Source organism: Mesorhizobium sp. WSM4871, from assembly GCF_055811295.1.
In genome coordinates, this window is the sequence record NZ_JBVVPU010000016.1 from 14,942 (window position 1) to 40,092 (window position 25,151).

At 60.9% G+C, this 25,151-nt stretch carries 24 protein-coding genes and 1 tRNA gene; 18 read left to right on the top strand and 7 right to left on the bottom strand.

What is annotated here, in order from left to right:
• Window positions 1-97: 97 nt before the first annotated feature.
• Entirely contained in the window at window positions 98-2,089 is a 1,992-nt protein-coding gene (gene tkt / locus AC0L2H_RS27595) for a transketolase (protein ID WP_473593187.1), read from the bottom strand.
• 260 nt (window positions 2,090-2,349) lie between these two features.
• On the opposite strand from tkt, the gene AC0L2H_RS27600 reads away from it, so the two are divergent.
• The 4 genes from AC0L2H_RS27600 (at window position 2,350) to AC0L2H_RS27615 (ending at window position 4,911) form a co-directional block, all read left to right on the top strand.
• On the top strand, window positions 2,350-2,622 hold the full coding sequence (locus tag AC0L2H_RS27600; protein WP_473593188.1) for a DUF4164 domain-containing protein: 273 nt from the start codon (window positions 2,350-2,352) through the stop codon (window positions 2,620-2,622).
• A gap of 11 nt (window positions 2,623-2,633) precedes the next feature.
• Window positions 2,634-3,017, top strand: coding sequence for a cell division protein ZapA (locus tag AC0L2H_RS27605; RefSeq protein WP_107650570.1), 384 nt, complete (start codon window positions 2,634-2,636; stop codon window positions 3,015-3,017).
• Between the two features lie 212 nt (window positions 3,018-3,229).
• Window positions 3,230-3,889, top strand: coding sequence for a peroxiredoxin (locus AC0L2H_RS27610; protein WP_473593189.1), 660 nt, complete (start codon window positions 3,230-3,232; stop codon window positions 3,887-3,889).
• Between the two features lie 146 nt (window positions 3,890-4,035).
• Window positions 4,036-4,911: an MBL fold metallo-hydrolase gene (locus AC0L2H_RS27615; RefSeq protein WP_473593190.1), complete on the top strand. Its 876-nt coding sequence runs from the start codon at window positions 4,036-4,038 to the stop codon at window positions 4,909-4,911.
• 58 nt (window positions 4,912-4,969) lie between these two features.
• On the opposite strand, the gene rpoH is transcribed toward AC0L2H_RS27615, so the two are convergent.
• Both rpoH and AC0L2H_RS27625 read right to left on the bottom strand, forming a co-directional pair.
• Window positions 4,970-5,881: an RNA polymerase sigma factor RpoH gene (gene rpoH / locus AC0L2H_RS27620; protein ID WP_473593191.1), complete on the bottom strand. Its 912-nt coding sequence runs from the start codon at window positions 5,879-5,881 to the stop codon at window positions 4,970-4,972.
• Between the two features lie 196 nt (window positions 5,882-6,077).
• On the bottom strand, window positions 6,078-7,136 hold the full coding sequence (locus AC0L2H_RS27625) for an RluA family pseudouridine synthase (RefSeq protein WP_473593192.1): 1,059 nt from the start codon (window positions 7,134-7,136) through the stop codon (window positions 6,078-6,080).
• 24 nt (window positions 7,137-7,160) lie between these two features.
• On the opposite strand from AC0L2H_RS27625, the gene AC0L2H_RS27630 reads away from it, so the two are divergent.
• The 6 genes from AC0L2H_RS27630 to AC0L2H_RS27655 all read left to right on the top strand — a co-directional run bounded on the left by AC0L2H_RS27630 (window position 7,161) and on the right by AC0L2H_RS27655 (window position 10,013).
• A complete protein-coding gene (locus tag AC0L2H_RS27630; RefSeq protein WP_473593193.1) occupies window positions 7,161-7,544 on the top strand; it encodes a fimbrial protein in 384 nt (127 codons plus the stop codon).
• Window positions 7,545-7,574: 30 nt separating this feature from the next.
• On the top strand, window positions 7,575-7,982 hold the full coding sequence (locus tag AC0L2H_RS27635; protein ID WP_473593194.1) for a VOC family protein: 408 nt from the start codon (window positions 7,575-7,577) through the stop codon (window positions 7,980-7,982).
• Between the two features lie 72 nt (window positions 7,983-8,054).
• Window positions 8,055-8,129: transfer RNA gene (locus tag AC0L2H_RS27640), tRNA-Glu, on the top strand.
• Window positions 8,130-8,385: 256 nt separating this feature from the next.
• Entirely contained in the window at window positions 8,386-8,604 is a 219-nt protein-coding gene (locus tag AC0L2H_RS27645; RefSeq protein ID WP_473593195.1) for a hypothetical protein, read from the top strand.
• Window positions 8,605-8,678: 74 nt separating this feature from the next.
• The gene (locus tag AC0L2H_RS27650; protein ID WP_473593196.1) at window positions 8,679-8,993 is read left to right on the top strand and encodes a hypothetical protein; all 315 of its coding nucleotides are present in this window, start codon (window positions 8,679-8,681) and stop codon (window positions 8,991-8,993) included.
• A gap of 18 nt (window positions 8,994-9,011) precedes the next feature.
• Window positions 9,012-10,013 (top strand): hypothetical protein, encoded by a 1,002-nt coding sequence (locus AC0L2H_RS27655; protein WP_473593197.1) that lies wholly within the window; start codon window positions 9,012-9,014, stop codon window positions 10,011-10,013.
• 440 nt (window positions 10,014-10,453) lie between these two features.
• Here AC0L2H_RS27655 and AC0L2H_RS27660 read toward each other — a convergent pair whose 3' ends face one another.
• Window positions 10,454-11,374 carry a hypothetical protein gene (locus tag AC0L2H_RS27660; RefSeq protein WP_473593198.1) on the bottom strand — a complete coding sequence of 307 codons (921 nt, stop codon included), beginning with the start codon at window positions 11,372-11,374 and terminating at the stop codon, window positions 10,454-10,456.
• Window positions 11,375-11,734: 360 nt separating this feature from the next.
• Here AC0L2H_RS27660 and AC0L2H_RS27665 point away from each other — a divergent pair, with 360 nt between their 5' ends.
• The gene (locus tag AC0L2H_RS27665) at window positions 11,735-12,316 is read left to right on the top strand and encodes a VOC family protein (protein ID WP_473593199.1); all 582 of its coding nucleotides are present in this window, start codon (window positions 11,735-11,737) and stop codon (window positions 12,314-12,316) included.
• A 26-nt stretch (window positions 12,317-12,342) separates the two neighbouring features.
• The gene (locus AC0L2H_RS27670; RefSeq protein ID WP_473593200.1) at window positions 12,343-13,230 is read left to right on the top strand and encodes a glutathione S-transferase family protein; all 888 of its coding nucleotides are present in this window, start codon (window positions 12,343-12,345) and stop codon (window positions 13,228-13,230) included.
• Between the two features lie 355 nt (window positions 13,231-13,585).
• Here the strand turns inward: AC0L2H_RS27670 and AC0L2H_RS27675 are convergent, their stop codons facing one another.
• The gene (locus AC0L2H_RS27675) at window positions 13,586-13,801 is read right to left on the bottom strand and encodes a hypothetical protein (RefSeq protein ID WP_107650603.1); all 216 of its coding nucleotides are present in this window, start codon (window positions 13,799-13,801) and stop codon (window positions 13,586-13,588) included.
• A gap of 571 nt (window positions 13,802-14,372) precedes the next feature.
• The gene (locus AC0L2H_RS27680; RefSeq protein ID WP_473593201.1) at window positions 14,373-14,864 is read right to left on the bottom strand and encodes a hypothetical protein; all 492 of its coding nucleotides are present in this window, start codon (window positions 14,862-14,864) and stop codon (window positions 14,373-14,375) included.
• Here AC0L2H_RS27680 and AC0L2H_RS27685 point away from each other — a divergent pair.
• Window positions 14,863-15,390: a DUF2865 domain-containing protein gene (locus tag AC0L2H_RS27685; RefSeq protein ID WP_473593202.1), complete on the top strand. Its 528-nt coding sequence runs from the start codon at window positions 14,863-14,865 to the stop codon at window positions 15,388-15,390. The two genes, AC0L2H_RS27680 and AC0L2H_RS27685, sit on opposite strands and share 2 nt — an antisense overlap.
• A gap of 165 nt (window positions 15,391-15,555) precedes the next feature.
• Window positions 15,556-15,792, top strand: a complete 237-nt coding sequence (locus AC0L2H_RS27690; RefSeq protein WP_473593203.1) for a hypothetical protein — start codon at window positions 15,556-15,558, stop codon at window positions 15,790-15,792.
• A 45-nt stretch (window positions 15,793-15,837) separates the two neighbouring features.
• Here AC0L2H_RS27690 and AC0L2H_RS27695 read toward each other — a convergent pair whose 3' ends face one another.
• A complete protein-coding gene (locus AC0L2H_RS27695) occupies window positions 15,838-16,194 on the bottom strand; it encodes a hypothetical protein (protein ID WP_473593204.1) in 357 nt (118 codons plus the stop codon).
• A 179-nt stretch (window positions 16,195-16,373) separates the two neighbouring features.
• Between AC0L2H_RS27695 and AC0L2H_RS27700 the strand changes: the two genes are divergently transcribed.
• From AC0L2H_RS27700 to pstA, 4 genes are all read left to right on the top strand, one after another.
• On the top strand, window positions 16,374-20,660 hold the full coding sequence (locus AC0L2H_RS27700) for a PAS domain-containing protein (RefSeq protein ID WP_473593205.1): 4,287 nt from the start codon (window positions 16,374-16,376) through the stop codon (window positions 20,658-20,660).
• Window positions 20,661-21,183: 523 nt separating this feature from the next.
• Window positions 21,184-22,212: a PstS family phosphate ABC transporter substrate-binding protein gene (locus AC0L2H_RS27705; protein WP_473593206.1), complete on the top strand. Its 1,029-nt coding sequence runs from the start codon at window positions 21,184-21,186 to the stop codon at window positions 22,210-22,212.
• Window positions 22,213-22,370: 158 nt separating this feature from the next.
• Window positions 22,371-23,831, top strand: a complete 1,461-nt coding sequence (gene pstC, locus AC0L2H_RS27710) for a phosphate ABC transporter permease subunit PstC (RefSeq protein ID WP_473593207.1) — start codon at window positions 22,371-22,373, stop codon at window positions 23,829-23,831.
• Complete coding sequence (gene pstA / locus AC0L2H_RS27715) at window positions 23,828-25,144, top strand: phosphate ABC transporter permease PstA (RefSeq protein WP_473593208.1); 1,317 nt, start codon at window positions 23,828-23,830, stop codon at window positions 25,142-25,144. The genes pstC and pstA overlap by 4 nt, the downstream gene beginning before the upstream one ends.
• Window positions 25,145-25,151: the final 7 nt, after the last annotated feature.

Sequence of the window (25,151 nt, forward strand, 5' to 3'; positions counted from 1 at the left end):
GCAAAGAATCCAGCCATACACGGCTTGGATTTAAATCGATTAGGTTGGGCCAGCCCGCCAAACCGCTGCACGCGGAGCGGTGGGCTTCTCCTCAACCTTACTTCCCGTGCAGACGGGTTTCCGCCGCCTTTGCCGCGGCTTCGGCGGTGATGCCGAAATGCGGATAGAGCTGTTCGATCGAGCCCGAAGCGCCGAAGCCGGACATGCCGATGAAGATGCCGTCGACGCCGATGAGATGATCCCAGCCCTGGCGGATGCCGGCTTCGATCGCCATCTTTACCGGCGCATCGCCGATGGTCTTCCTGCGGTAGTCGTCGCTCTGCTTGTCGAACAGTTCGAAGCAGGGAACCGAGACGACGCGGGTCGGGTTACCGTGCTTCTCCAGCAATTCGCGGGCGCCAAGCGCGATCTCGACCTCGGAACCGGTGGCGAAGATCGTCACCGCCGCCTCGCCGCTGGCAGCGGCCAGTTCATAGGCTCCTTGACTGCTGAGGTTCTTGGGCGAGAATTCGGTGCGCACCGTCGGCAGGTTCTGGCGGGTCAGCGCCAACGTCGACGGCGTCTTTTCCGTCTCCAGGGCCAGCTGCCAGCATTCGGCGGTCTCGACCGCGTCGGCCGGGCGGAAGACGTTGTGGTTCGGAATGGCGCGCAGTGCTGCCAGATGCTCGACCGGCTGGTGGGTCGGGCCGTCTTCGCCGAGACCGATGGAATCATGGGTCATGACGAAAATCGAGCGGATGCCCATCAGGCAGGCTAGGCGCATCGACGGGCGGGCATAGTCGGAGAAGCACATGAAGGTGCCGCCATAGGCGATGAGGCCGCCATGCAGCGTCAAACCATTGATCGCGGCGGCCATGCCATGCTCGCGGATGCCGTAATGGACGTAGCGCTGGCCGTAGTCGTCCGGGGTGATATTCTTGGTCTGGCTGGTCTTGGTGTTGTTGGAACCGGTCAGGTCGGCCGAGCCGCCGATGGTTTCCGGCACGGCGCCGTTGATGACTTCCAGCGCCATCTCCGACGATTTGCGGGTGGCGACCTTCGGCTTGTCGGCCGACAGCTTCTTCTTGTAGTCGGCGATGACGGCATCGAAATTGGCTGGCAGCTTGCCGGCGATGCGGCGCTCGAACTCAGCCTTCAGCTCGGGCTCGGCCTTGGCGAGCCGGCCTTCCCATTCGGTGCGGGGCTTGGCGCCAGCCTTGCCGGCGGTGCGCCAGGCATCGAGGATGTCGGCCGGAATCTCGAAGGGAGGATAGTCCCAGCCGAAGAACTTCCGCGCGCCGGCAATTTCCTCGGCGCCGAGCGGCGAGCCGTGCGCCTTGTTGGTGCCGGCCTTGGTCGGCGCGCCGAAGCCGATCGTCGTCTTGCAGGCGATCATCGTCGGCTTGTCGGAGTGGCGGGCAGCCTCAATGGCATAGGCGATCGCTTCGGGGTCCTGGCCGTCAATGTGGCTGGCGTTCCAGCCGGAGGCCTGGAAGCGGGCGACCTGGTCGGTGTTGTCGGCAAGCGATACCGGACCGTCGATCGAGATGTTGTTGTTGTCCCAGAAGACGATCAGCTTGTTGAGCTTGAGGTGCCCGGCAAGCGCGATGGCTTCCTGGGAAACACCTTCCATCAGGCAGCCGTCGCCAGCCAGCACATAGGTGAAGTGGTCGACGAGGTCGTTGCCGAAGGCGGCGTTCATGATGCGCTCGCCGAGCGCGAAGCCGACCGAATTGGCAAGGCCCTGGCCGAGCGGCCCGGTCGTCGTCTCGATGCCCGTGGCATGGCCGTATTCGGGATGGCCCGCGGTCTTCGATCCCAACTGGCGGAAGTGCTTGATCTGGTCGAGGGTCATGTCCTCGTAGCCGGTCAAATGAAGCAGCGAATAGAGCAGCATCGAACCATGGCCGGCCGACAGGATGAAACGGTCGCGGTCGGGCCAATGGGGGTTCTTCGGATCATATTTCAGGAAGCGCGTGAACAGCACCGTGGCGATGTCGGCGCAGCCCATGGGCAGGCCGGGGTGGCCGGAGTTCGCCTTCTCGACGGCGTCCATGGAGAGAAAACGGATCGCATTGGCCATCCGGTCATGTTGTTCACGCGACGTCATGGTTCCTCCGGGGTGGGGGTTAGGGCGTTGGAAAAGCCCTTGGAAAAGGGTGCGCGACACATAGCAGGCGCGGCCCTTGAGTCAACAAATCGGTGCGTTTTTGCCGGCCTTGTGATGCCGTAACCCCGCTACATTAGCGTTAGCGGGGGACAGTCGCGAGAGCTTTATTGACGTCGCCTTCACACGGTGGGTAATGTTTCCGACATAACGCGTTCTGAACGTGAATGATTCGGTGATGGGCAGGGCGCAGGACGAAAGCCATGACCGGGGAAACGACGCTTAAGGAAGTTATCGCCAGGCTGGGTAGAGCCATCGAAGGGCTGGAAAACGCCGTGGCGGCCAAGCTCGAGAACGAGCGGGACTATTCGGAGGCCGAGGCCGAGGTGCAGCGCATGAACGCTGACCGCTCGCGGCTGGCGCAGGAACTCGACAATTCCGAAGCGCGCGCCGAACGGCTGGAGGATGCCAACAAGGAAGTCTCGCGCCGGCTGGTGACCGCCATGGAAACCATCCGCGCCGTGCTGGACAGATAGGGGCTGGCCCAATGGCACAAGTCACGGTTTCCATAGACGGCAAACAATATCGCATGGCCTGCGACGAGGGTCAGGAAGAGCACCTGATCGACCTCGCCGAGCGCTTCGACCGCTATGTCTCGCATCTGAAGGATTCGTTCGGCGAAATCGGCGACCAGCGGCTGACCGTGATGGCCGGCATCATGGTCATGGACGAGCTTTCCGAACTGCAAAAGCGCGTCAAGGGCATGGAGACTGAAGTGCTGACGCTGCGCAAGACGCGCGACGACGCGCTGACCAAGGCCGACAAGAACGACAGCGTGCTGACCGGCGCGCTTGGCGCGCTGGCCCAGCGCATGGAGGATCTGGCGACGACGCTGGCGACGAAGAGGCCTGAGCCCGGGCATTCTCAATAGAGCGGCCTGTCTCCTTCCAAGGTACATCGCCCCGGCACTTTAAACTTCGCGGCAGGAATTCCTTCTGCATTTGCCGAGAACGGACGAAAATTATTCGCCACCGACAGCGATGCCGGCGGCAACTGGCGTTTGAAGGATGGCGCCAGAGTGGTAGAAAGGCGGAGCGGCGCCCGTGATCGGGGCCAGCAGCAATTTAGGGGTAGGGAAACGCCATGAGTCTTCGTATCAACGACATCGCACCGGATTTCACCGCCGAGACCACGCACGGGCCGGTCAGCTTCCATGAATGGATCGGCGACGGCTGGGCGGTGCTTTTCAGCCATCCGAAGAACTTTACACCGGTCTGCACCACGGAGCTTGGCATGATGGCCGGGCTGGAAGGCGAGTTCAAGAAACGCAACGTCAAGATCATCGGCATTTCCGTCGATCCGGTCGCGAACCACGCCAAATGGCAGGAAGACATCAAGACGGCGACCGGCCATTTGGTGCAGTATCCGCTGATCGGCGACAAGGATCTCAAGGTCGCCAAGCTCTACGACATGCTGCCGGCGGGTGCCGGCGAGACCTCGGAAGGCCGCACGCCCGCCGACAACGCGACGGTGCGTTCGGTCTACGTCATCGGTCCCGACAAGAAGATCAAGCTGGTCCTCACCTATCCGATGACGACCGGCCGCAACTTCGATGAAATATTGCGCGCCATCGATTCCATGCAATTGACCGCCAAGCACCAGGTGGCGACACCGGCGAACTGGAAGCAGGGCGAGGATGTCATCATCACCGCCGCCGTTTCGAATGAGGACGCCATCAAACGTTTCGGCGCTTACGAGACGATCCTGCCCTATCTCAGGAAGACCAAGCAGCCTTCAAGCTGATAAGGCGCTTCGGAACAGTTTTTGGCTTTCTCGCTCTTGCGAGCCAAGTTGTGCTTGACTGGCCCACCCGAGTGGAGAACCATGCTCCTCTCGGGTGCCGGCAGAGAAAATCATTCCTGCCGGGCGTTGGTTTGAGGAAGCCGAAATTGGACGTAGCTTTGGCCAGGCCACAGGTCAGCGGCTTCTATGACGAGCCGACGGGAGCCATCCAATATGTCGTCGCCGACCCGACGACGAAGCGATGCGCCATCATCGACCCGATCCTCGATTTCGACGAGAAGTCCGGGGCAACCGGCACGAAGAGCGCCGACGCCTTGCTCGACTTCGTCAGGGAGCAGGGGCTGGGCGTCGAATGGATCCTCGACACCCATCCGCATGCCGACCATTTCTCGGCGGCGCACTATCTCAAACAGAAGACCGGAGCGCCAACGGCGATCGGCGACAGGATCGTCGACGTCCAGGCATTGTGGAAGGCGATCTACAACTGGCCGGATTTTCCCGCCGACGGTTCGCAATGGGACAGGCTGTTTGCCGATGGTGAGACCTTCCGGATCGGAACCCTTCCCGTCAGGGTGCTGTTCTCGCCTGGCCACACACTGGCCTCGATCACCTATGTGATCGGCGATGCCGCCTTTATCCACGACACGCTGTTCATGCCGGACAGCGGCTCGGCGAGAGCCGACTTTCCCGGCGGCAGCGCCGCGCGGCTGTGGCGCTCGATCCAGGATATTCTGGCGCTGCCGGACGATACGCGCCTGTTCGTCGGCCATGACTACCAGGCCGATGGCCGCGAAGCACGATGGGAAAGCACGGTCGCGGAACAGAAAGCCGCCAACATCCATATTGCTGCCTGTCGGACGGAAGCCGATTTCGTCGCCTTGCGTGAGGCGCGCGACAAGACACTGCCGATGCCCCGGCTGATCCTGCACGCATTGCAGGTCAACATGAACGGCGGCCGGTTACCGGAACCGGAAGCCAATGGCCGGCGGTATCTGAAGTTTCCGCTGGACGGGCTGAGGTGACAAAAAAAGCGGCGCCAGTTTCCTGACGCCGCCTTTCTGTTTCATTGCCGATGCCGGCTTAAGCCGCCGGCTGCGCCTCGATGGTGCGCAGGGCCTGCATCTGGCGCTTGGCCGCAGCCTTGACCGCGTCCTGCACCTTCTCGAAGGCGCGCACCTCGATCTGGCGCACGCGCTCGCGGCTGATGTCGAACTCGGCCGACAGTTCCTCAAGCGTCAGCGGCTCCTCGGCGAGGCGACGCGCCTCGAAGATGCGCCGCTCACGATCGTTGAGCACGGCAAGAGCGCCGGACAGCATGCCGCGCCGGTTTTCCAGCTCGTCCTGCTCGATCAGCATCTCTTCCTGGCTTTCGTGGTCGTCGACCAGCCAGTCCTGCCATTCGCCCGATTCACCTTCGCTCGCCCGGATCGGGGCGTTGAGCGAGGCGTCGCCGGACAGGCGGCGGTTCATCGACACGACTTCGGCTTCCGAGACGTTCAGCCTTGTGGCGATCTCGGTGATCTGGTCGGGCTTCAAATCGCCGTCGTCGAGCGCCTGGATCTTGCCCTTCACCTTGCGCAGGTTGAAGAACAGACGCTTCTGGTTGGCGGTCGTTCCCATCTTGACCAGGCTCCACGAGCGCAGGATGTATTCCTGGATCGAGGCCTTGATCCACCACATGGCGTAGGTGGCGAGGCGGAAGCCACGCTCGGGTTCGAATTTCTTGACGGCCTGCATCAGGCCGACATTGCCTTCCGAGATCACCTCGCCGATCGGCAGGCCGTAGCCGCGATAGCCCATGGCGATCTTGGCGACGAGCCGAAGGTGGCTGGTGACGAGCTTGTGCGCAGCCGTGGTGTCCTCATGCTCGGCATAACGCTTGGCGAGCATGTACTCTTCCTGCGGCTGAAGCATCGGAAAGCGGCGGATTTCTTCCAGGTAGCGGCTGAGGCCGCCTTCGCCGGAAACGATACTGGGTAGTGACTGGGCCATGATAGCGCCCCCTCTCTATTGGAGTGATGCCCCCGAAACGCGGCGGGCATGTGACGCGAGCACCAAAAGGCTCGCTCGCGACAACCGGTATATATAGGAACAAAACCAGAAAAGACAGCATTTGTTCAACACGAAACAGTGTGTCACGCCAAAGTGAACAACGCCAGTCAGGTTTCTAGCTTGAGGCTTGTTGAGGTCAGGTCCAGAGCTTGCGGAAGCCGCCGACGAGTTCCTCCATGTCCCGCGGCATCGGCGCCTCGAACCTCATCGTTAAATGGGTGGTCGGGTGGCGGAATTCAAGAAGGCGGGCATGCAAAGCCTGTCGTGAAAATGCCTTCACCCGCCCCTTGAGCGGCTCGGGCAGCCGGTTTGCCTTGGTGCGGAAGGCCTGGCCGTAATCGGGATCGCCGACGACGGGATGGCCGATATGGGCCATGTGGACGCGGATCTGGTGGGTGCGGCCGGTCTCCAGCCGGCATTCGACCAGGCTTGCCGTGGCAAATTCCCGCTGCTGTTCGCCAAAGCGCTCGACCACGGTGAAATGGGTGATGGCGTGGCGGGCGTCGTCACGGCCTTGCGGCACCACGGCGCGGCGCACGCGGTCGGCGGCGCGGCCAAGTGGTGCGTCGATCGTTCCGGTCGGCCTTGGCGGTATGCCCCAGACCAGCGCCAGATAGGCGCGTTTGAGATCGCCGGTCAGGCCGTGGTCGGCAAACGCCTCCGACAGGGCCTTGTGGGCGCGATCGGTCTTGGCCACCACCATGACGCCGCTGGTTTCCTTGTCGAGGCGATGGACGATGCCCGGTCGACGCACGCCGCCGATGCCGGAAAGACTGTCGCCGCAATGGTGGATCAGCGCGTTGACCAGCGTGCCGGTCCAGTTGCCGGCGCCCGGATGCACGACCAGCCCCGCCGGCTTGTTGATGACGATCAGTTCGCTGTCTTCATAAAGGACGTCCAGTGCGATCGCCTCGCCTTGCGGCTCGGCCGGCTCCGGCTCCGGCATGTCGACCAAAACGCGGTCGCCGGCGGCCAGCTTGCGCTTGGCCTCGTCGACCGGCTTGCCGCCGATGCTGACCGCGCCTTGCCTTATCAGCATCTGCACGCGGCTGCGCGACATGTCCGGACCGAGCTTGCCCGCCAGCCACTGGTCGAGGCGCTGGCCGGCCGCGTCGGGGCCGGCCTCCAGCAGCGTCGATCCGCCCGTGAATTGGTCCTCTATCAATTCTGGAACCTGTTCGTTATGAGCGCTCATCGAAAATTGTTCCGGAATTCTTGCATGGCCAGGCCGCTCGCCGAGGAAGAAGAAGAAAAGCCGCTCGACCCCGAAGTCGAAAGCGTGCGGAGGAAACTCGTGCGCTTCATGGCCATCAATCTCGGCCTGCTCTTTCTCGCCCTTATGGTGGTGATCGCAGCGCTTGTCTACAAAGCGCGCAATGCACCGCCCGCCAGCCCGCTGCCGGCGGGCGACATCCAGGTGCCGGCAGGCGAGCCGCTGACCGGCGACATCGTGCTGCCGGTCGGCGCCAAGATCGTCAGCCAGTCGCTCTCCGGCAATCGCGTCTCCATCGATGCAGAGCTTGCCGATGGCAGCCGCGCAATCTTTGTCTACGACATTGCTGAGCGCCGCATCATCGGGCGCTTCGCAATCCGCAACAGATGACTTCGCCGCAATGAAGTTGGGCGCGCAACAATGACAGGCTTTGCTGAACGTCGCCGCGTCGCGACAGTCGCGCTCGTGGTTCGAGACTATGACGAGGCGATATCCTGGTACGTTGGCAAGCTTGGCTTTGCCCTCACCGATGACGTCGATCTCGGCGGCGGCAAGCGCTGGGTCACGGTCGCGCCGGCGAACGGCCAGGGCGCGCGGCTGCTGTTGGCCGAGGCGGCGGACGAGACGCAGGCGAGCCGCATCGGCAACCAGACCGGCGGCCGTGTCTCCCTGTTCCTCGAGACCGACGATTTTGCTCGCGACCACGCGACGATGCTGGAAAAGGGCGTCGAATTCCGCGAGGCGCCGCGCGTCGAGCCCTATGGCACAGTGGCGGTTTTCGCCGATCTCCACGGCAATCTGTGGGACCTGATCCAGCCAAAACGATAGGCTCGCCGGCCCGAGTGTCGCAAGCCCAGTTGCTTTTTCCCAGCCGTCAGCCTATATCGCCGGTTCTTGAACGCGCCCATCGTCTAGCGGTCAGGACACCGCCCTCTCACGGCGGGAACAGGGGTTCGATTCCCCTTGGGCGTACCAAATTCCCGGAATCGACTCCAGCAATTTCAATAACTTACACAAGGCTGCCGGCCGACACGTCAAATTTGTGGAACTTTTGGGAAATACACGTGGGTGGACAGTGATTCTACGCTGCGCCAAATTTGACGTTTCAATTCACCTCGATATTTTCAGTCCCAAGAGCGCGGCAATGAGACACACTCCGGGGTCCGTACATTGATCCCCACTAAGAACCGGGCAGCGCCAGTGCTGCGGTCGCCAGCAAAAGGAGAGTCCTATGGCGACTGATTTGAATACCGAAATGCAGGGGCAGTCGATCAAAGAAGAAATCTATTCCATGCTTTGGGAAGACGTCCACGCCATGTACCAATTTTCAGACGAGTTGAACGAGTACGCCGACTACGAAATCCCCGGTGAGATTGAAGGAGAGGTGTCTTACGTGATCCCCTCTGGTCCGGAGACGCTTCGGGAGTTCCTTCTCGCATACCTTCACTGAGAATCCGCAGAGCCATGCGCGCCGCCCCAAGTATGTGGGCGGCGCAGGGTTGCAACGCAGAAAGGGGGAAGCAGATGCTTGATCGCGTTCTACTGGATGACGAACATTTCCGCGTCTCAATCGGTTTGCTGGGAGGCGTCACGGTGCTGGTGAAGCAACGAAATCTGTCTAAGAAGGTGACATCGGAACACGCCACGCATTTGAAGCAGACCATTGACGAGCTTCAAAGGAGAGGAGTTCCGATCCAGCCCGGATCACCGATACTGCAGGAGCTGTTGAGCGATTTTGCAGAAGCCATTTTTGCACCGCAAGGCGGTGGTTACTGGTCCACTGCTTTTGGAAAGAATCCAGCTGCTAGGGCAGAGGAACTAATCGAAGAAAATACCTAGTCTGCTGTTATATGAGCGATGCATATCTTTATCGATGAGTCTGGCACATTCTCCAATCCGACAAAGCTGCCAACCAGCGTGTCGGCGGTCGGTGCACTCATTATTCCCGACCGGAAGATGCCTTACTTCACCAAGCTGTATGATCGCATTCGGCGCGACTTCCCCACCGAGAAGGGTGAGGTCAAAGGTAAAAAGCTAAGCGAGGAACAAGTAGCGGCGGTCGTCGGCCTACTGCGCAGATCGGGTGCGCTGTTCGAGTCCATTGTAGTAGATTTGGGTTTGCATACAGATGAGGCGCTCGCTTACCACAAGGCTCGCCAAGAGGATGCGATCACCAAATTCCTGACACCAGACCATAACGAGGAGATTACCAAGTTTGTGTGGAACCTCCGTCGCACGCTGGAGGGCACGTCGGTCCAGCTTTACGTGCAATCTGTCGCAATGTCTGAGCTCGTCTACGATGTCCTGAATCATTGCCAGACGTATTTCGCCTTTCGATATCCCAAAGAGCTTGGAGCGTACCATTGGACACTCGATGCTAAAGAACCCTTGGGCGAAACCAAGTGGGAGCAATGGTGGCGGACAACTATCCTTCCAATGCTTGAATCACACTCCATGAGATCCCCGATAATGGCGGTCAAAGGTGGTGACTACAGCGCGCTGAACAAATTCAAAGTTGAAGTCAGCCAATATAAAAAGCAGTTCATGACGCCCAGTGACTCTGCGCAGTCGTTTGATCTAAAGCCGGTAATGACCCAGAATTTCCGATACTCCTCAGAGCCGGAGTATGGGCTTGAAGCAATCGATATTTTGACCAACGCTGTGCGGCGTTCTCTCGCGGGCAATTTCCAACGAACGGGATGGCAGGCAATTCCTTCGATCATGATTCACAGGAAGAAACACTGTCTGAAACTGATTGCGCTCACCGCCGACGATCTAGACGTTGCGGGTCTGCCGTATCGTCATGTCATCAAGGATTTCAAGCGAGGAGGTCGAGTAATGCTCCCTGACCTCGGCTAATGCATCGTTCCGAGCGCCACTACCGCGAGAAGATACGACAGGGCGATCATCATGTAGGCAATCTGGAGGGAAGTCATCTGGAGCGAATCCTTTGTTGAAGATGACTCCCAAATACTCTCCCTAACGACTCGCTGACGACACCTTTTTTGGAATTGTGGACGAAACAAACCTTCGTGCCCACTGTTCACAGCTTTCGAGTATAATCCACAGGAGAGCATTCCCACGAAGCGAATTCGTTTGACGTCGCGCGGCGACTCCTGATTCGCGCGAACCAACGTTACCGCCGCTCCTTAAGTCCTGACAGGAGCGCACTAAAGTGACAGGGCGATGGGGCGGTACGCTTCTCGCGCCACGCCGCGCCGCCTTCGCTTGTCAACAACTCGTCCACAACCGCATCGACTGAGTGCAGGCCGTCGATCACTGGTCACCCTACAGCCACGCTAGGCCTCCATGACGGCCTTGAATTTCTTGGCAACGTCGATTGACCCTGCTTTCTTGGGGTGGAGTTCGTCCGTCCAGCGTCCTTTTACCGTACCGCGGACATCAACCACAGTTATGTGCCTGACTCGCTGCAGCGTGAGATGGAACGCATCGACCAGGTGTTTCATAATCTTATCAATGAGTATCTTGTCGGTCCTGAGATTGTAACCCTTTTGGATCAACGGTTTCCCAAGCCAAATGCCGTCGGGGCGAGGTGTGGGATAGTCGTATGTGTTGACGAGCATCTTGGTCCGTTTTGCGCCGGAGATGGAACGGACGTCATCGGCGATTTCTTGATAGCCGGAGCGCAACGTTTCGAGGCTCATTTGCAGCCACGGCATGTTGAGATGGCTTGTCGGATCGATTCCGTCTCCTTCCTCGCGCCACCGGAGCAGGTTCCGCAGCGCGCCGCCCCCAAGAAAATCGTTTCCGCCTGCCGACATGATGAAATAGTCGAACGACTCCGAAGCTACATTCTGCCGGTAGTCTTTCTCGACGCGAATCTGTTGGAACGTATCACCGGGATAGGCCGTGCCGGTTGCGTAGTAGCGGGGATCAGCTTCGATAATATCGAAAAATGTCTGGCTGTAACCGGCAATAGCCGACAACGGCCACAAGATGTTAACCCACGAATCGCCGTCGGAAGTGACTCTGATTTCACCGGCCTTTGCCGACTTCTCGGGAGCCGCGCGCCGCCGCCTCTCCAGAGGAGTGCGATAGACTTTTGGTCGCGTAACGAGGCGCCCCCGACTATCATAAACATCGTAGACCAGCGCGACAGCCGCATTGGGTTTTGGAAAGAGGGAACCTGTCTGTCTATTTGCGGTACTTGCAGGCTTCGTTTGAGATTTCGATCGTGACTTCGATGCTGAGTTTGCCATGCCCACCTCCCAAACAACAATTGAAGGCTATACGTTACACTGGCGGTAGTCCGTCACACCAGCGGCAACATAGACTGATACATTTCTTGTGTTCGCTAGAGAGCGACGGCCCATATTTCTCGATTCTGGCAAGGGTTTCGTCCCTCAAAGCGATCGCGGCCGACTTCATCGCTTCTGGCGCAAGACTGCGGATTGAATTAGCATCACATGATCAAAGCCTCCGGTCGCAACCCAAGAAAGGTGTGCGGAACACGAGGCGCAGGGGAACATCTCTGGCTGCGCATATCCAACATGCCAATCGGCGCGGCGGATTCGGACACGCCCGGCACAAAGGCGAAAATCCTCGGAGGAGAGGGCCAAATGCAAAAACTGCAATCGCAGGGCGTCCATCACATCACGCTGGTCGGCGCCAGGCGTCAGACGTCGATCGATTTCTGGGAGGGCGTGCTCGGCATGCCTTTTGTCTTCGAGCAGCCCAATCTCGACAGGGCCAGCGAGAGCCATCTCTATTTCGATCCTGGCGACGGAAGGCTGATCACCATCTTCACCGACGAGAGCCGTGCGCCAGTGGCGCGGCGCACGCCGACCGACACGGGCTGCGTTCATCACATCGCCTTCGCCGTGTCGCGCGTCACCTTCCTGCAGGCGGTCGCCCGGCTCGACGAGCGCGCCATCAAGCATAGCGGCGTCAAGGATCGTGGCTTCATGGATTCGATCTATTTCGAGGATCCGCTCGGCCTGCTGATCGAGCTCGCCTCCTACCGCTTCGAGCCGCCGGCGGGTTTTACTCATGCCGACGTGCTGATGGAGGCGCACAAGGTGCGTGTCGCGCGCGGCGATTACAACATCGCCGAAGTGCATCTCGCCGACGCTATCCAGGCACTGGTCGAGCGCTCGCGCGCGACCTTGTCGGAGGACCGGGCGCCGAAAAATCCATACTGACGACAACCAACCGAGGGAGGACCACAATGGCAAAGACCACAACAAAGAGTGCGAAGAAGCCGGCTGCCAAGGCGGCCACGAAATCAGCGGCCAAGGCCGCGACAAAGCCTGCGGCCAAGATGGCAAAAGCCAAGCCGGCAATGAAAGCCGCCGCAAAACCTGCAGCCAAGGCATCGGCCAAGAAGTCGGCGCCGAAGGCCAAACCGGCGAAGGCCGGGAAAGGCGGGCTGAAGCTCAGCATGCTGAAGCCGAGCGTCAACAATATGAGCGTGCGGGTGTTCGCGCGCGCGGCCGGGCTCGACCATTTCGAGACCGACGTATGGGGCATTACGCGCTCGCCCGAATATATGGGGCAAAACCCGGCGCATCTGACGCCGATGATCGAGGACAAAGGCCTGCCGAGGGGCGTCCTGTGGGAGAGCTGCGCCATCATGCAGTATCTCGCCAACAAGCACGGGCTGGAGAAATTCTATCCCAAGGCGCCGGCCAAGCGGGCGATGATCGACAGCGCCATGTTTTATCTCATCGGCACGCTCTATCCCTATGTGGCGCGCGCCACCTATCCCGCGCTGAACTTCCCGCAATATGCCGGCGAGGTCGGGCACAGCGACGCCCATCCCGACAGGAAGTCGGAGGCGCAGAAAGCCGCCGCGGCCGCGATTGCCGAGCCGCTGGAGGTCTTTCACTCCTTCTTCAGGAACGGCAAGCCGTTCATCGGCGGCAAGAAGCCGTCGATCGCCGACATTCGGCTCGCGGCGACGCTCGAATTCCTGGCCGTCATCGACTACGCGTTGCCCGCATGGGCGAAGGAGTATATGGCGGCGATGGAGAAGAAGCTTGGCAAGGCCTATGCGGAACCGGCTGGCGACGTGCGCGGCTATATCGCCTATGTGAAGTCGCAGGCCACGGCCTGAGTTGCATAGCTGGACGGCTTGAGATCAGGGGCTTGGTTTCTTAGCAAGCCGCTGACACCTTTTCTGTTGCAGAGCATCCAGTCGAACCCTCCGCCTGGCATCGCACCGCCAGCAGGTCGGCGTCGTTCATTCGGCTGATGGCAAGTGCGCGGCATAGGTTAAGGTTTCGTTTACCAATACTGCTGTCTACTGGTGAGCAGTTCACCTCATGCCTGCGACCGCGGATGTACCGGCGCGGATGTCGAGGAGGAAAAAAGGTCGGCCAAGCGCCGGCCTTTTTGTTTTCAGCTTTGTTTCATCGCCGGCAATGTCTTCACCTGCAATTGGGCAGATGCGCGAACCCGTTCAACACGTCTCAATGGTGACTGCGTCTCGCCTCGACATGCCGCGCCAGTTCCGGCGTCTCGAAGACATAATCGCTCCAGGCCGATTCCGGAATCTGGCCGGCCAGATAGCATTCGAGCAGCAGACCTTCCTCAGGGTTGAGAGGCCGCGGTGCGCGCTCATGGTCCAGCCCCAGCGAGTGGAACAGATTCTTGGTAAGGTCCGAGACAGTGAAATGGATCGACATCTTGCGTCTCCTTTGCCGCATCAACGTCGGAGTCAGGGCAAAGGTTTCAGCGCAACCGCCGGTAACGCCGGATTGACCAGGGAAGCTGCCGGCCGGGTTTAACGGCCGCGCCGGCGTCGACGTCATGAATTTGGCGTGCGGTTCCGTTGTAGCGCCAGCATGCGGGAATTGGAAATGAAAAATTGATATGCAGTGCGATGCATCTCCCTGCCAACAAGTAAAAATACATCGCTTTCATCACAGATATTACGATTAACTTTCATATAATCGGACTTTATCAGAAATATCGATGCAGACGTCAGCTTCTGAGATCCATATTCCGATGAGTTCGGACTGATTTCCCTAGGGTGTTTTCGAAAGTCTAGTAATTTTCTTGCTGCCGTGATCGAGGTCGAGCCAAATTCCGGTTTCGCCGCACCGGGGTTGCTGCCGCTGCTTTCGTCTCAATCTTGAAACAAAAGTGTAATATCGATTTTACGAGAGAAGCTGTAATAGATTAGAGTTGGAATCTCTTGAAATCGCGAATGTACATGAATTAGGAAGATCTTATTTAGTTAAATCTCATTCGAGATCAGCAAGAAAAGCGAATCCGGACTCTCGGCGGCAACAAGGCAAGGGTCACTCCAATGACACGCTTCTGGTCTAACGCTACGCTGGTGCTGGTGTTGGCAACGACATCTGCGCTCGGCGTCTCCTCTTCATATGCGGATACTTGCAGCGCGCTCAGGAGCCAAATGGTCTCGGCCGGCCGCGGCGCCGGGTCGAGCCCGCAGGTCGCCCAGTTGCGGCGGCAGCTTGTCGCAATCCAAAGGCTGGAGAAGCAGCGCCGATGTTCGGCGAAAAGCTCGATGGTCGGGTTCTTCTTCAACCCCTGCGCCGATCTCGTCCGGAGCAAGGCGCAGGTGCAGCGCCAGATCGCGAGCGCGTCGAATGCGGGCAGGGATACATCCGGCCTGAGGGCGCGGTTCGTTGCCTTGGGCTGCGCGTCCTCACCAAAGACCCAGGAACGGCAGAAAGCGCAGCCGCAGCAACGCTCGGCACCCAAAACCGGATCCGACGGCATGACGTACGCCGGCAGCCCGATGCTGTTCTGCGTGCGCCTTTCGGACGGATATTTCTTCCCCGCGCCAAAATCACAATTCGCCAAAAAGGACGATCTGAAAGAGACAGTCGATCAGTGCCGTTACATTTGCGACGATGTCGGCGTCGACCTCTACACGCTGAGCGATGCCAGCCGCGAGACCGAAGAGATGGTCGCGCTGGAAACGAAACAACCCTATGTGGAGCTTCCGGCCGCTTTCAAATATCGCGACGATGCGAATTTCAAGGCGTGTGACGTCAAGCGTTACAACCAGCGGGTCGCCGAACTCAGGGCACGGACGGTAACGCCCGCCAACATGGCCAACGCCATCATTCCCCTGCCGACGGCAAAGCCGGATCTTGGCACTGTTGCGCAGATTCCCGCATCCAGTGCCCCCGATGACAAGGTCTCGGAGGCCAAGGGCGCCGCCCAGCATCAGTCGATCGAAAAAGTGGACGGCACACGACCGGTAAGGGTGGTCGGGCCGGCTTTCTTTCCCGAAGATTGATCTTTTCGCTGAATTGAGGGCCTAGAATTGACGGCCAAGACTGGCAGAACCCCAGTATCCGGTCGGTCGCCTTTTCGGCTGCACCCGGCTGTTGACCCGGTTGCTGCCTGGAACGCATTGGCCGGCCGCCGCGTTACCTCCCAAGCAAATCGGGGAGCAGTGGCTATGGTCACATTCAGGGAAATGAAGGTACAGGAGATCGTCGAAGACGAAGCGCTGACCACCGAAGAGAAAATCGCCAAACTTAGAGAGATCGAATCCGAAGCGCGGGGCTTGCAGCGCGCGGCTTCGGAAAGCCCGATGGGCGACGACGATGGCTGGCAGGACGAACTGCGCCAAGTCCGTATTGCACTGGACAAGCTCGGGGCTAAGGAACCCAGGAAGGGCGCTGCGTCGTTGTAGCGCCGCCGTACCGGCGTCGCGGTTGAACGCGCGGCAGATATGGCGTTATTCGCAGACCATACGCACGCGCTTGCCCGGCTCGCTGACATTCCTGCAGGCGAGCGGCTCTGCCGGCCCGGTCGACAGGATGGACGGATTGCCGGGCGCTCTCGTCACGCGCCTCGCGGGCGTTGCGGGGGTGCTGCGGCGGGCCAGCGACTGTCTTGGCATTTGCGGCGCCACTGGAAAGACGTCGCTTTCCAGTGGCAACGGATCGGCTTGCACATGCGGCGGGGGTCTGTCCCAAACGCGCCGGACATCGAGTGGCCTGGGAATGACCACGGTGCCGTCGTAACTGCGCGCGCAACCGCCCCCGAACAACAGCATCGGGCACAGGAAGAGTGGCAAGATCCGTCCCAACATCAGTAACATCCTTGCAGGATTTATAGCGCGGCTTCGGCGGTGGCGACAACAGGCAGATCAGCGCAGGCTAATGCTGGCCGGCGATCCTTTAAGGTTAGCGCAACGTTAATGCTTCTCAGGCACATTCCGCCGACGGGCCGTGGGGGAAGGTTCGGCCTCGATCTTCGGGTTGGAACAGCATGGCGCAAGTGGAGGGACCAGTACGCGGCAAACGCAAGCCTCGCAAGACGGCGACGCGTGGCAACAGTGCGCCTTCGTCGGACAAGAATAGGGATTCGGCGAAAGCGCTTCGCGAACTGGTCGAGGCCGACTGGATCTGGGAGACTGACGCCGAGCTGCGCTTTTCCTGGCTTTCAGAAAGCTTTCAGACGGCCACCGGCATCGATCCGGCGAGCGTTCTCGGCCGCTTCTGCTTCAACTTCCTCGAACAGGTCCTGGTCGGCAACCGAAATGCAGCGAACCACCTGGAGGATTTGCGGGCACATCGGCCGTTTCGTGATTTCGTCTTTGAGCTGAAGCGTGGCCGTGCGGATTGCCGTTGGGTTTGCATCAGCGCCTTTCCACGTTTCGACAGCGAGAAGAAATTTACCGGCTATCGCGGCATAGGCCGCAATGCCACGGCGCTCGCCGCCGCGTTTGAGGAGCTGAGGCGGACGCGAGAGCAAAGCACTGCGTCGACGGACGGCGAGACCGGACAGATCCTGTCCGACGTGGCGCGCACGGTAGCCACCGTGCTCATGGATGACGGACCCTATACGCTCGCCCCCAGGCAAGCTCATCCGGGGGGCTCCGGAACGTCCGAAAGCGAGGTGGTGGCCGAACCCTTTGCCACCCTTCGCATCATGGTCGATTCGATGCCGATCGGCATTGTCCTCCTCGATGCTGAACTGCGCGTGGAAATGATCAACCGGGCTTTTTACGAACTCTGGAAGGTCGATCCCCGGCGCGCCGGTGTCGGGAGTTCGTTTCGCGATGTCATGGAGGCCAGCCGGAATGTCGATCCCAATGGTTCCGATGAAGAGGCCTGGCAGAAGCACATCGCCGGGCGCGAGACGGAAATCAGGGCGGGCATGGCGGGATCGCGGCAATTGCCGCGCAATGACGGCCGGACGCTGGTCTCTTCGATAGCGTCGCTTGCCGACGGCAGGCGGCTGATTTCCTATGTCGACGTCACCGACATCAAGCACCGCGAGGCCGAACTTGCCGAGGCGCTGGAAAAGTCCCGGCTGGCCGAGGCGGTGATCAACAACGTCAAGGACCCGATCTTCGTCAAGGACGACAATCTGCGCTTCGTCTTCGTCAACGAGGCGTTCGCCGCGCTGTACGGACAGCGCCCGCCAGCCATGCTCGGCAGGCGAGGGGCCGACTTCGCCAAGCCGGATGCCGCCGCTGGCTTTGAAGAAAGCGAAAAACAGGTCCTGGCGAGCGGCCAGATCTACGAGGTGACGGAAGACTTCGCCTCTTCCGGCATGCGCAGATCCCGCATCGTCAGGAAGAACCGCGTCTCGATGACGAGCGGCCGCAACTATGTTGCAGGCTTCATCTTCGACATTTCCGACATGAAGCGGCGCGAGACCGAGGCCGAAGACGCGCGCAGGCAACTCGCAACGGTGCTGGATTCGCTGCCGGCCGCCGTCATCATCTATGACCGAGACGACAAGTTCGTCTTTGCCAACCGCGCGCTGCGGGACACGCTGCCTCTGCTGAAGCCCGCCTGGCAGCCCGGCTGCACCTTCCGCGAGGCGCTGGCGCTCGGTCATTCGACGGGCTATTTCCGCCTCAGCGGCGATCCCGACCTCGACAAGCTCTATGACAGCGATCCGGACAGCTGGCTCGATGGAATGCTGGCACGTTACCATCTGCCCAGCGCGTCCTTTGAACGCCTCAATCCCGACGGCCGCTGGTTTCAGGTCCTCGACATGCGGACCGATGACGGCACGTTTATCGGCCTGCGCGTCGACATCTCCGAGATCAAGAACCGCGAAAAGGCGCTGCATGACAGCATGCGCCAGATCGAGCTGTTCCGGCACGTGCTGGACGAACTGCCGGTCGCTGCGTTCATCAAGGCCGAGGATCTGAGGATCGAGTTCGTCAACAAGGCGTGGTGCGCCATGACCGGCATTCCCAAGGAGGATGTCATCGGTCGAACCGACTCCCAGCTTTTCGGAGCCGCGGATGCCGAAAACTACAATCGCGACGATACCGAGGTGGCCGTCACCGGCAGTTTCAAGGAGATCGAAGAGCCTGTCGCCCATCGCGACGGGTCGGTAAGGCAGATGATGACGCGCAAGAACCGTCTGGTGGCATTGGACGGGTCAGTGCATGTGGTCGGCTCCAGCACCGATATCACCGACGTCAAGGCGCGGGAACGAGCGCTGGAACAAAGCATGCGCGAGAATGAGGTGTTCCGCAGCCTCATCGACGATGTGCCGGTGTCGATCTACGCCAAGCGCTCCGACCTCAGGCTGTTCTACGTCAACAAGCGCTGGTGCGATCTCACCGGCTTCGGGATGGAAGAGGCGATCGGCAAGACCGACGTCGAGATTTTCGGGGCGGACGGCGAAGCCTTCGCAAAAGTCGATCTCGCGGTGCTGCGCAGCGGCGAGACCCAGGAGATCGAGGAGACCGTCACCATGGCCGACGGCCAGCTCCGCCAGCGGTTGGCGCGCAAGGGCGCGCTGATCGCGTCGGACGGCTCGCTCTACCTGATTGGCTCGACCATCGACATCACCGAGCAGAAGCAGCGCGAGGCCGAACTGCGAGAGGCAAGGCAACGGGCGGTGCTCGCCGACCGCGCCAAGTCGGAATTCCTGGCCAATATGAGCCACGAGATCCGCACGCCGATGAATGGTGTGCTCGGCATGGCCGAATTGCTGGCCAAATCCAATCTCGACCCGAAGCAGAGGGTCTTCACCGACATCATCGTGAAATCGGGGAACGCGCTGCTCACCATCATCAACGACATCCTGGATTTCTCCAAGATCGATGCCGGCCAGCTCGTGCTCGACCCGGCGCCCTTCAACCTTCGCGAGGCGATCGAGGACGTTGCCACGCTTGTGTCTGCACGCGCCAAGGAGAAGGATCTCGAGCTCATCGTGCGCGTCGAGCCCGGCCTTGAGAGCCTGTACGTCGGCGATGCCGGCCGCATCAGGCAGATCGTCACCAACCTGGTCGGCAATGCGGTGAAGTTCACCGACGAAGGCCATGTGCTGGTCGATGTCACCGGCGAAAGGGCGACAGCGGGAACCAGGCTCACCATCTCGGTGACCGATACGGGCATTGGCATTCCGACGGAAAAGCTGAAGGTCGTCTTCGAGAAATTCAGCCAGGTCGATACCTCGTCGACAAGACGGCATGAAGGCACCGGGCTCGGACTCGCCATCACTTCGCGGCTCGTCGACCTCATGGGAGGCGAAATCGGCGTCGATAGCACCGAGGGCAAGGGCTCCACCTTCTGGTTCAAGGTGACATTGCCGGTCGCCGAGAACCAGGCCAGGCAGCGTATTATGCCGGTGGATGTGACCGGCGCGCGGGTGCTGATCATCGACGACAATGCCGTCAACCGGTCGATCCTGACAGAACAGATGATTTCATGGGGTTTCGATTCGTGTGCGGCGGAAAGCGGCGACCTGGGACTTGACGTGCTCGTCACTGCCGCCGCCTATGGCGTGCCGGTCGACTGCGTCGTGCTCGACTATCAGATGCCGGAGATGAATGGCGCCGAAGTGGCCCGGATCATGCGCAATACCGCCGGCCTCGCCGAGACGCCGATCGTCATGCTGACATCCGTCGACCAGTCGCTGGCCAACACCAGCTTTCATGATGTCGGCATCGACGCCCAACTCGTCAAGCCCGCGCGCAGCTCGGTGCTGCTGGAAACGCTGGTCGCCACCATTCAACGCCGCCGCCACATCATGACCGGCGCCGGCGCGCAGCAGGCCGGTTCGGGAAACGACATGTCGCAGCCATCGCCGACGCAATCGCCCGCCGCGGCGTCGAGCGCGTCCGAACAAGCGCTGCTCGAGCCGCCGCCGGTTCGCCTCCGCGCGTCCGTGGAGGCCGGGCATCGGCTGGACATCCTGGTTGCCGAGGACAATGAGGTGAACCAGCTGGTCTTCACCCAGATTCTCGGAGAAACCGGCTACCGCTTCGAGATCGTCGACAATGGCCGCAAGGCGCTTGACGCCGCCGACAGGCTCGATCCACGCATGATCCTGATGGATGTCTCCATGCCTGAGATGAACGGCCTCGAAGCGACTGCCGCGATTCGCCGGCTGGAGGAAGAGAGCGGCAGGCATGTCCCGATCGTCGGTGTCACCGCGCACGCGCTGAAGGACGATCGCGAGCGATGCCTGGAGGCCGGCATGGACGATTATCTGTCCAAGCCCATAAGCCCGAGGGCCTTGCTCGAAAAGGTCGAGCGTTGGCTCGACGCCGGCGGCGTGGTCCAGCGCAACGCGGGATAGAGAACCTTCGGTTCGGCCATGTGCAAGGTCGCGAAGATTGTCACGAAATCCGCCGAGATTCGGGTGATGCCTGGCGGACAAGACTATGGTGCGATCGCACCATATCAAAGCGCGCGCCCAGCCGGAACAATGAGCGCATTCGAGTTCCGCCCCTCCAGTTACGGGCGGGAGCAGCGACCGCCGGCAAGAGACAGCGTCAATTCTACCCCAACGGACCCTGTTTCGGCGATGGCGCGGGCCATGACATCCTCTGGCCGTACGCAACGCGCTCCCGCCCGGATTTTCTTTTCTGACTAGACCGTTCGGCCCGCGGCCGGCGGGAAATCGTGCAAGCCGCTGATTCCAGCGGTAAACGTGGCCTTGCCGGCGAGAGTTCGCGATCAGTCCTTTCGACATGGCTGTGCGGCGTTACCGGGGTGACACGAAACTGTCATGCAACTGTAATAATCGAAGGCTATTGGCCTCAGCGGGCGCCGACACACAATGGCGCCGAGAGACCATCTTCCGAACAGGAGCAGGCCACATGAAAAAATTCCTCCTTACGGCGTCGGCCGCGGCGCTTGCGCTCGCCGCGTCGTCCGGCTTCGCCGCCGCGCGCGACCAGATCCAGGTTGCCGGGTCGTCGACCGTTTTACCCTATGCCAAGATCGTCGCCGAGCAGTTCGGCGAAACCTTCACCAACTTCAAGACCCCGGTGGTCGAATCCGGCGGCAGCGGCGCTGGCATCAAGGAATTCTGCAAGGGCGTCGGCGAAGACACGATCGATATCGCCAACTCCTCGCGTGCGATCAAGGAAGACGAAGTCAAGTCCTGCGCCGCCGCCGGCGTGAAGGAAATCCAGGAAGTCCGCATCGGCTATGACGGCATCGTCTTTGCCACTGACATCAAGGGTCCCGACTGGGCGCTGGTTCCCTCCGACATCTACAAGGCGCTCGCCGCCAAGCTCGTCGTCGACGGCAAGCTCGTCGACAATCCGAACACCAAGTGGAGCCAGGTCAATCCGAAGCTGCCCGACTGGGATATCGCCGCCTACATTCCGGGCGAAAAGCACGGCACGCGTGAAGTCTTCGAGACCAAGCTTCTCGATGCCGGTTGCGACAAGGCTGCTCTCAAGGCCGCCGGCATTGCCGACGACAAGGAAATCGGCAAGACCTGCATCGCCATCCGCAAGGACGGCAAGGCCGTCGACATCGATGGCGACTATACCGAGACGCTCGCCCGTATCGACTCCAACAAGACCGGCGTCGGCGTGTTCGGCCTCGCCTTCTATGAAAACAATGCCGACAAGCTGAAGGTCGCCACCGTTGAGGACGTCGTGCCGTCGACGGAGACCATCGCCAGCGGCAAGTATCCGGTTTCGCGCCCGCTGTTCTTCTATGTGAAGAAGGCGCATCTCGGCGTCGTTCCCGGCCTCAAGGAATATGTCGAGTTCTTCCTTGACGACCAGATGGTCGGTCCGGAAAGCCCGCTCGCCGAATACGGCCTCGTTGCTGCTCCGGACGCCGAGCGTCAGGCCCAGCGCGACGCTTTCGCCGCCGGAAAGGCGATGTAATCAAGCTACTGCACCGGGGCGCGGGTTGCCTGCGCCCCGGTTTTATCGCCAGCCGCAATGGCGGTGGTGACTGCAGCATGATCCCGAGAGTGGGAAACCGGTGACCTCCGGTTCGGGTAAGATCATGCTCAAACAAGGAATTTCCCTGGGGTGGGTCCATGTCGTCTTTGCTCGTACTCGCCATTGTCGTCGCCATCGGCATCGTTGCATTCTTCGTCGGCCGGCAGCGTGCCGCTGCCCATGACAATGGTTCGGTGAAGCCGCATTCGCGTGCTCATTATCATGGCTGGTGGGCCTTCCTGCTCGCAGTCCTGCCTGCCGTTTTGCTGCTTGCGGCCTGGACTATCGGCTCGTCCTTCTACCTCGACCGGCACATTCATGCCGCTCTGCCCGAGCGTACCGTCGACAGCAAGGTTGCCAGCGAGGCGCTCGACGTCAGCTTGGTGAAGAGCCTCGCCAAGGGCCTGCGCCAGCTCGATGCGAACGCCACGCTGCCCACCACATTCGCCGAACTGCAGCCGACGCTCGCCGCCAAAGGTGTGGCGCTGGCAAGCGATACACAGGACTACATGATTCCGATCGCCGTCGAGGCGAATGCGGTGCAGAGCCGGCTCGGCCTGTTCGGTGCGGTCATTACACTTGCCCTGTCGATTGCCGGCTCCGTCTACGCGCTCAGGCAAATCGCGCCGCGCGCCAGGGCGCGCAACAATGTCGAGAAGCTGATGCTATGGGGGCTGCTCGCCGCCTCCACCATCGCCATCCTGACCACGGTCGGCATCGTGCTCTCCATGCTGTTCCAGACGATCACTTTCTTCGAGAGCGTCTCGCCGATGAGTTTCTTCTTCGGCACCGTCTGGGATCCGCGCTTCGCCGCGGCCGGGTCGGGTGGCAGCCAAGGTCAGTTCGGCCTGATCCCGCTTCTCGCCGGCACGCTCTACATCGCCGCCGTTGCGCTTCTGGTCGCGGTGCCCGTCGGCCTGATGTCGGCGGTCTACATGGCCGAATACGCAACGCCCAGGGTACGCTCGGTGGTCAAGCCGGCGCTGGAACTGCTGGCCGGCATACCGACCATCGTCTACGGCATCTTCGCCGTGGTCACACTCGGCCCGTTCCTGCGCGACCTCTCCGCCGCGCTCACCGGCGGCTCGCCCTTCATCCAGGGCCAGAGCATCTTCACCGCTGGCCTCGTGATGGGCGTCATGCTGATCCCTGTCGTGTCGTCGCTGTCCGACGACATCATCACCGCGGTGCCGCGCGCCATGCGCGACGGTTCGCTCGGCCTCGGCGCGACGCGTTCGGAGACGATCAAGCGGGTGATCTTGCCGGCGGCGCTTCCAGGCATTGTCGGCGCCATCCTGTTGACGGCCTCGCGCGCCATCGGCGAGACGATGATCGTCGTGCTCGCGGCGGGCGTCGCCGCCAATCTCACCGTCAACCCATTCGAGGCGATGACGACCATCACCGTCAAGATCGTCAATCAGCTGACCGGCGACCTTGAGTTCAATTCGCCGCAGACGCTGGTCGCCTTCGCGCTCGGCCTGACGCTGTTCGCGCTGACGCTGGTGATGAACATCGTCGCGCTCTACATCGTGCGCAAGTACCGGGAGCAGTACGAATGACCGACATCTCCATGGATACGATGGTCCGGGCCGCGGCTCATCCGCGCCGCGACATCGGATTGAAGGCCCGCTATGCCGCCGAACGCCGGTTCCGCATCTACGGCGTGGTGGCGATTTCCGTCGGTCTGGCGTTCCTGGCCATCATGCTCATCACCATCGTCTCGAAGGGCTACACCGCCTTCTGGCAGACCACGGTGACGCTGCCGATCAATTTCGACGAGAAGGTGATCGATCCCTCCAACAAGCGCGCGACCGACCCGGGCGTTCTGGTCAGGGCAAACTATCCAAAGCTCGCCGAAAACGCGCTGGTCGCCAAGCTCGGTATCAATCCCGACGACAAGCCGATGATCCGGAGGCTCAAGGGCTTTCTGTCAGAGGGTGCGCGCGTCCAGTTGCGCGACATCGTCGCCGCCGATCCGTCGGTGATCGGCACGACGCGCGACGTCAACATCCTCGCCGCCGCCAATCTTGATTCGGCCTTCAAGGGACAGATCGACCTCAGTGTCGAGGAAGCGCGCCGCAAGGTCTCGGACCAGCAGATCGCCTGGATGAACAAGCTCAAGGCGGACGGCGCCATGGCCGAGCATTTCAACACCGGCCTGTTCACCTATGGCGCCTCCAGCCGTCCGGAAACCTCCGGCATGGGCGTGGCGATCATCGGCTCGTTCTACATGATGATAATCGTGCTGCTGCTGGCGCTGCCGATCGGCGTTGCCGCCTCTATCTATCTGGAGGAGTTTGCCAAGAAGAACCGCTTCACCGACCTGATCGAAGTCAACATCAACAATCTCGCTGCGGTGCCGTCGATCGTCTTCGGCCTGCTCGGTCTTGCCGTCTTCATCAATTTCCTCGGCATGCCGCGTTCCGCGGCTTTCGTCGGCGGTCTGGTGCTGACGCTGATGACGCTGCCGACGATCATCATCGCGACGCGTGCCGCCCTGGCCGCCGTGCCGCCGTCGATCCGCTCCGCTGCGCTCGGCCTCGGCGCTTCCAAGATGCAGATGGTGTTCCAACATATTCTGCCGCTGGCCGCTCCAGGCATCCTCACAGGCACGATCATCGGCCTGGCGCGCGCGCTCGGCGAAACCGCGCCGCTGCTCCTGATCGGCATGGTGGCCTTCGTCGCTGACTATCCGAAGACGCCCTTCGATCCGGCGACTGCGCTGCCGGTGCAGATCTACATGTGGGCGAATGAGGCCGAACGCGCTTTCGTCGAGCGCATGTCGGGCGCCATCATCATTCTGCTCGTCTTCCTCATGGCCATGAACATCACCGCGATCGTGCTTCGGCGTCGGTTCGAGCGGCGCTGGTAGAAAAAAG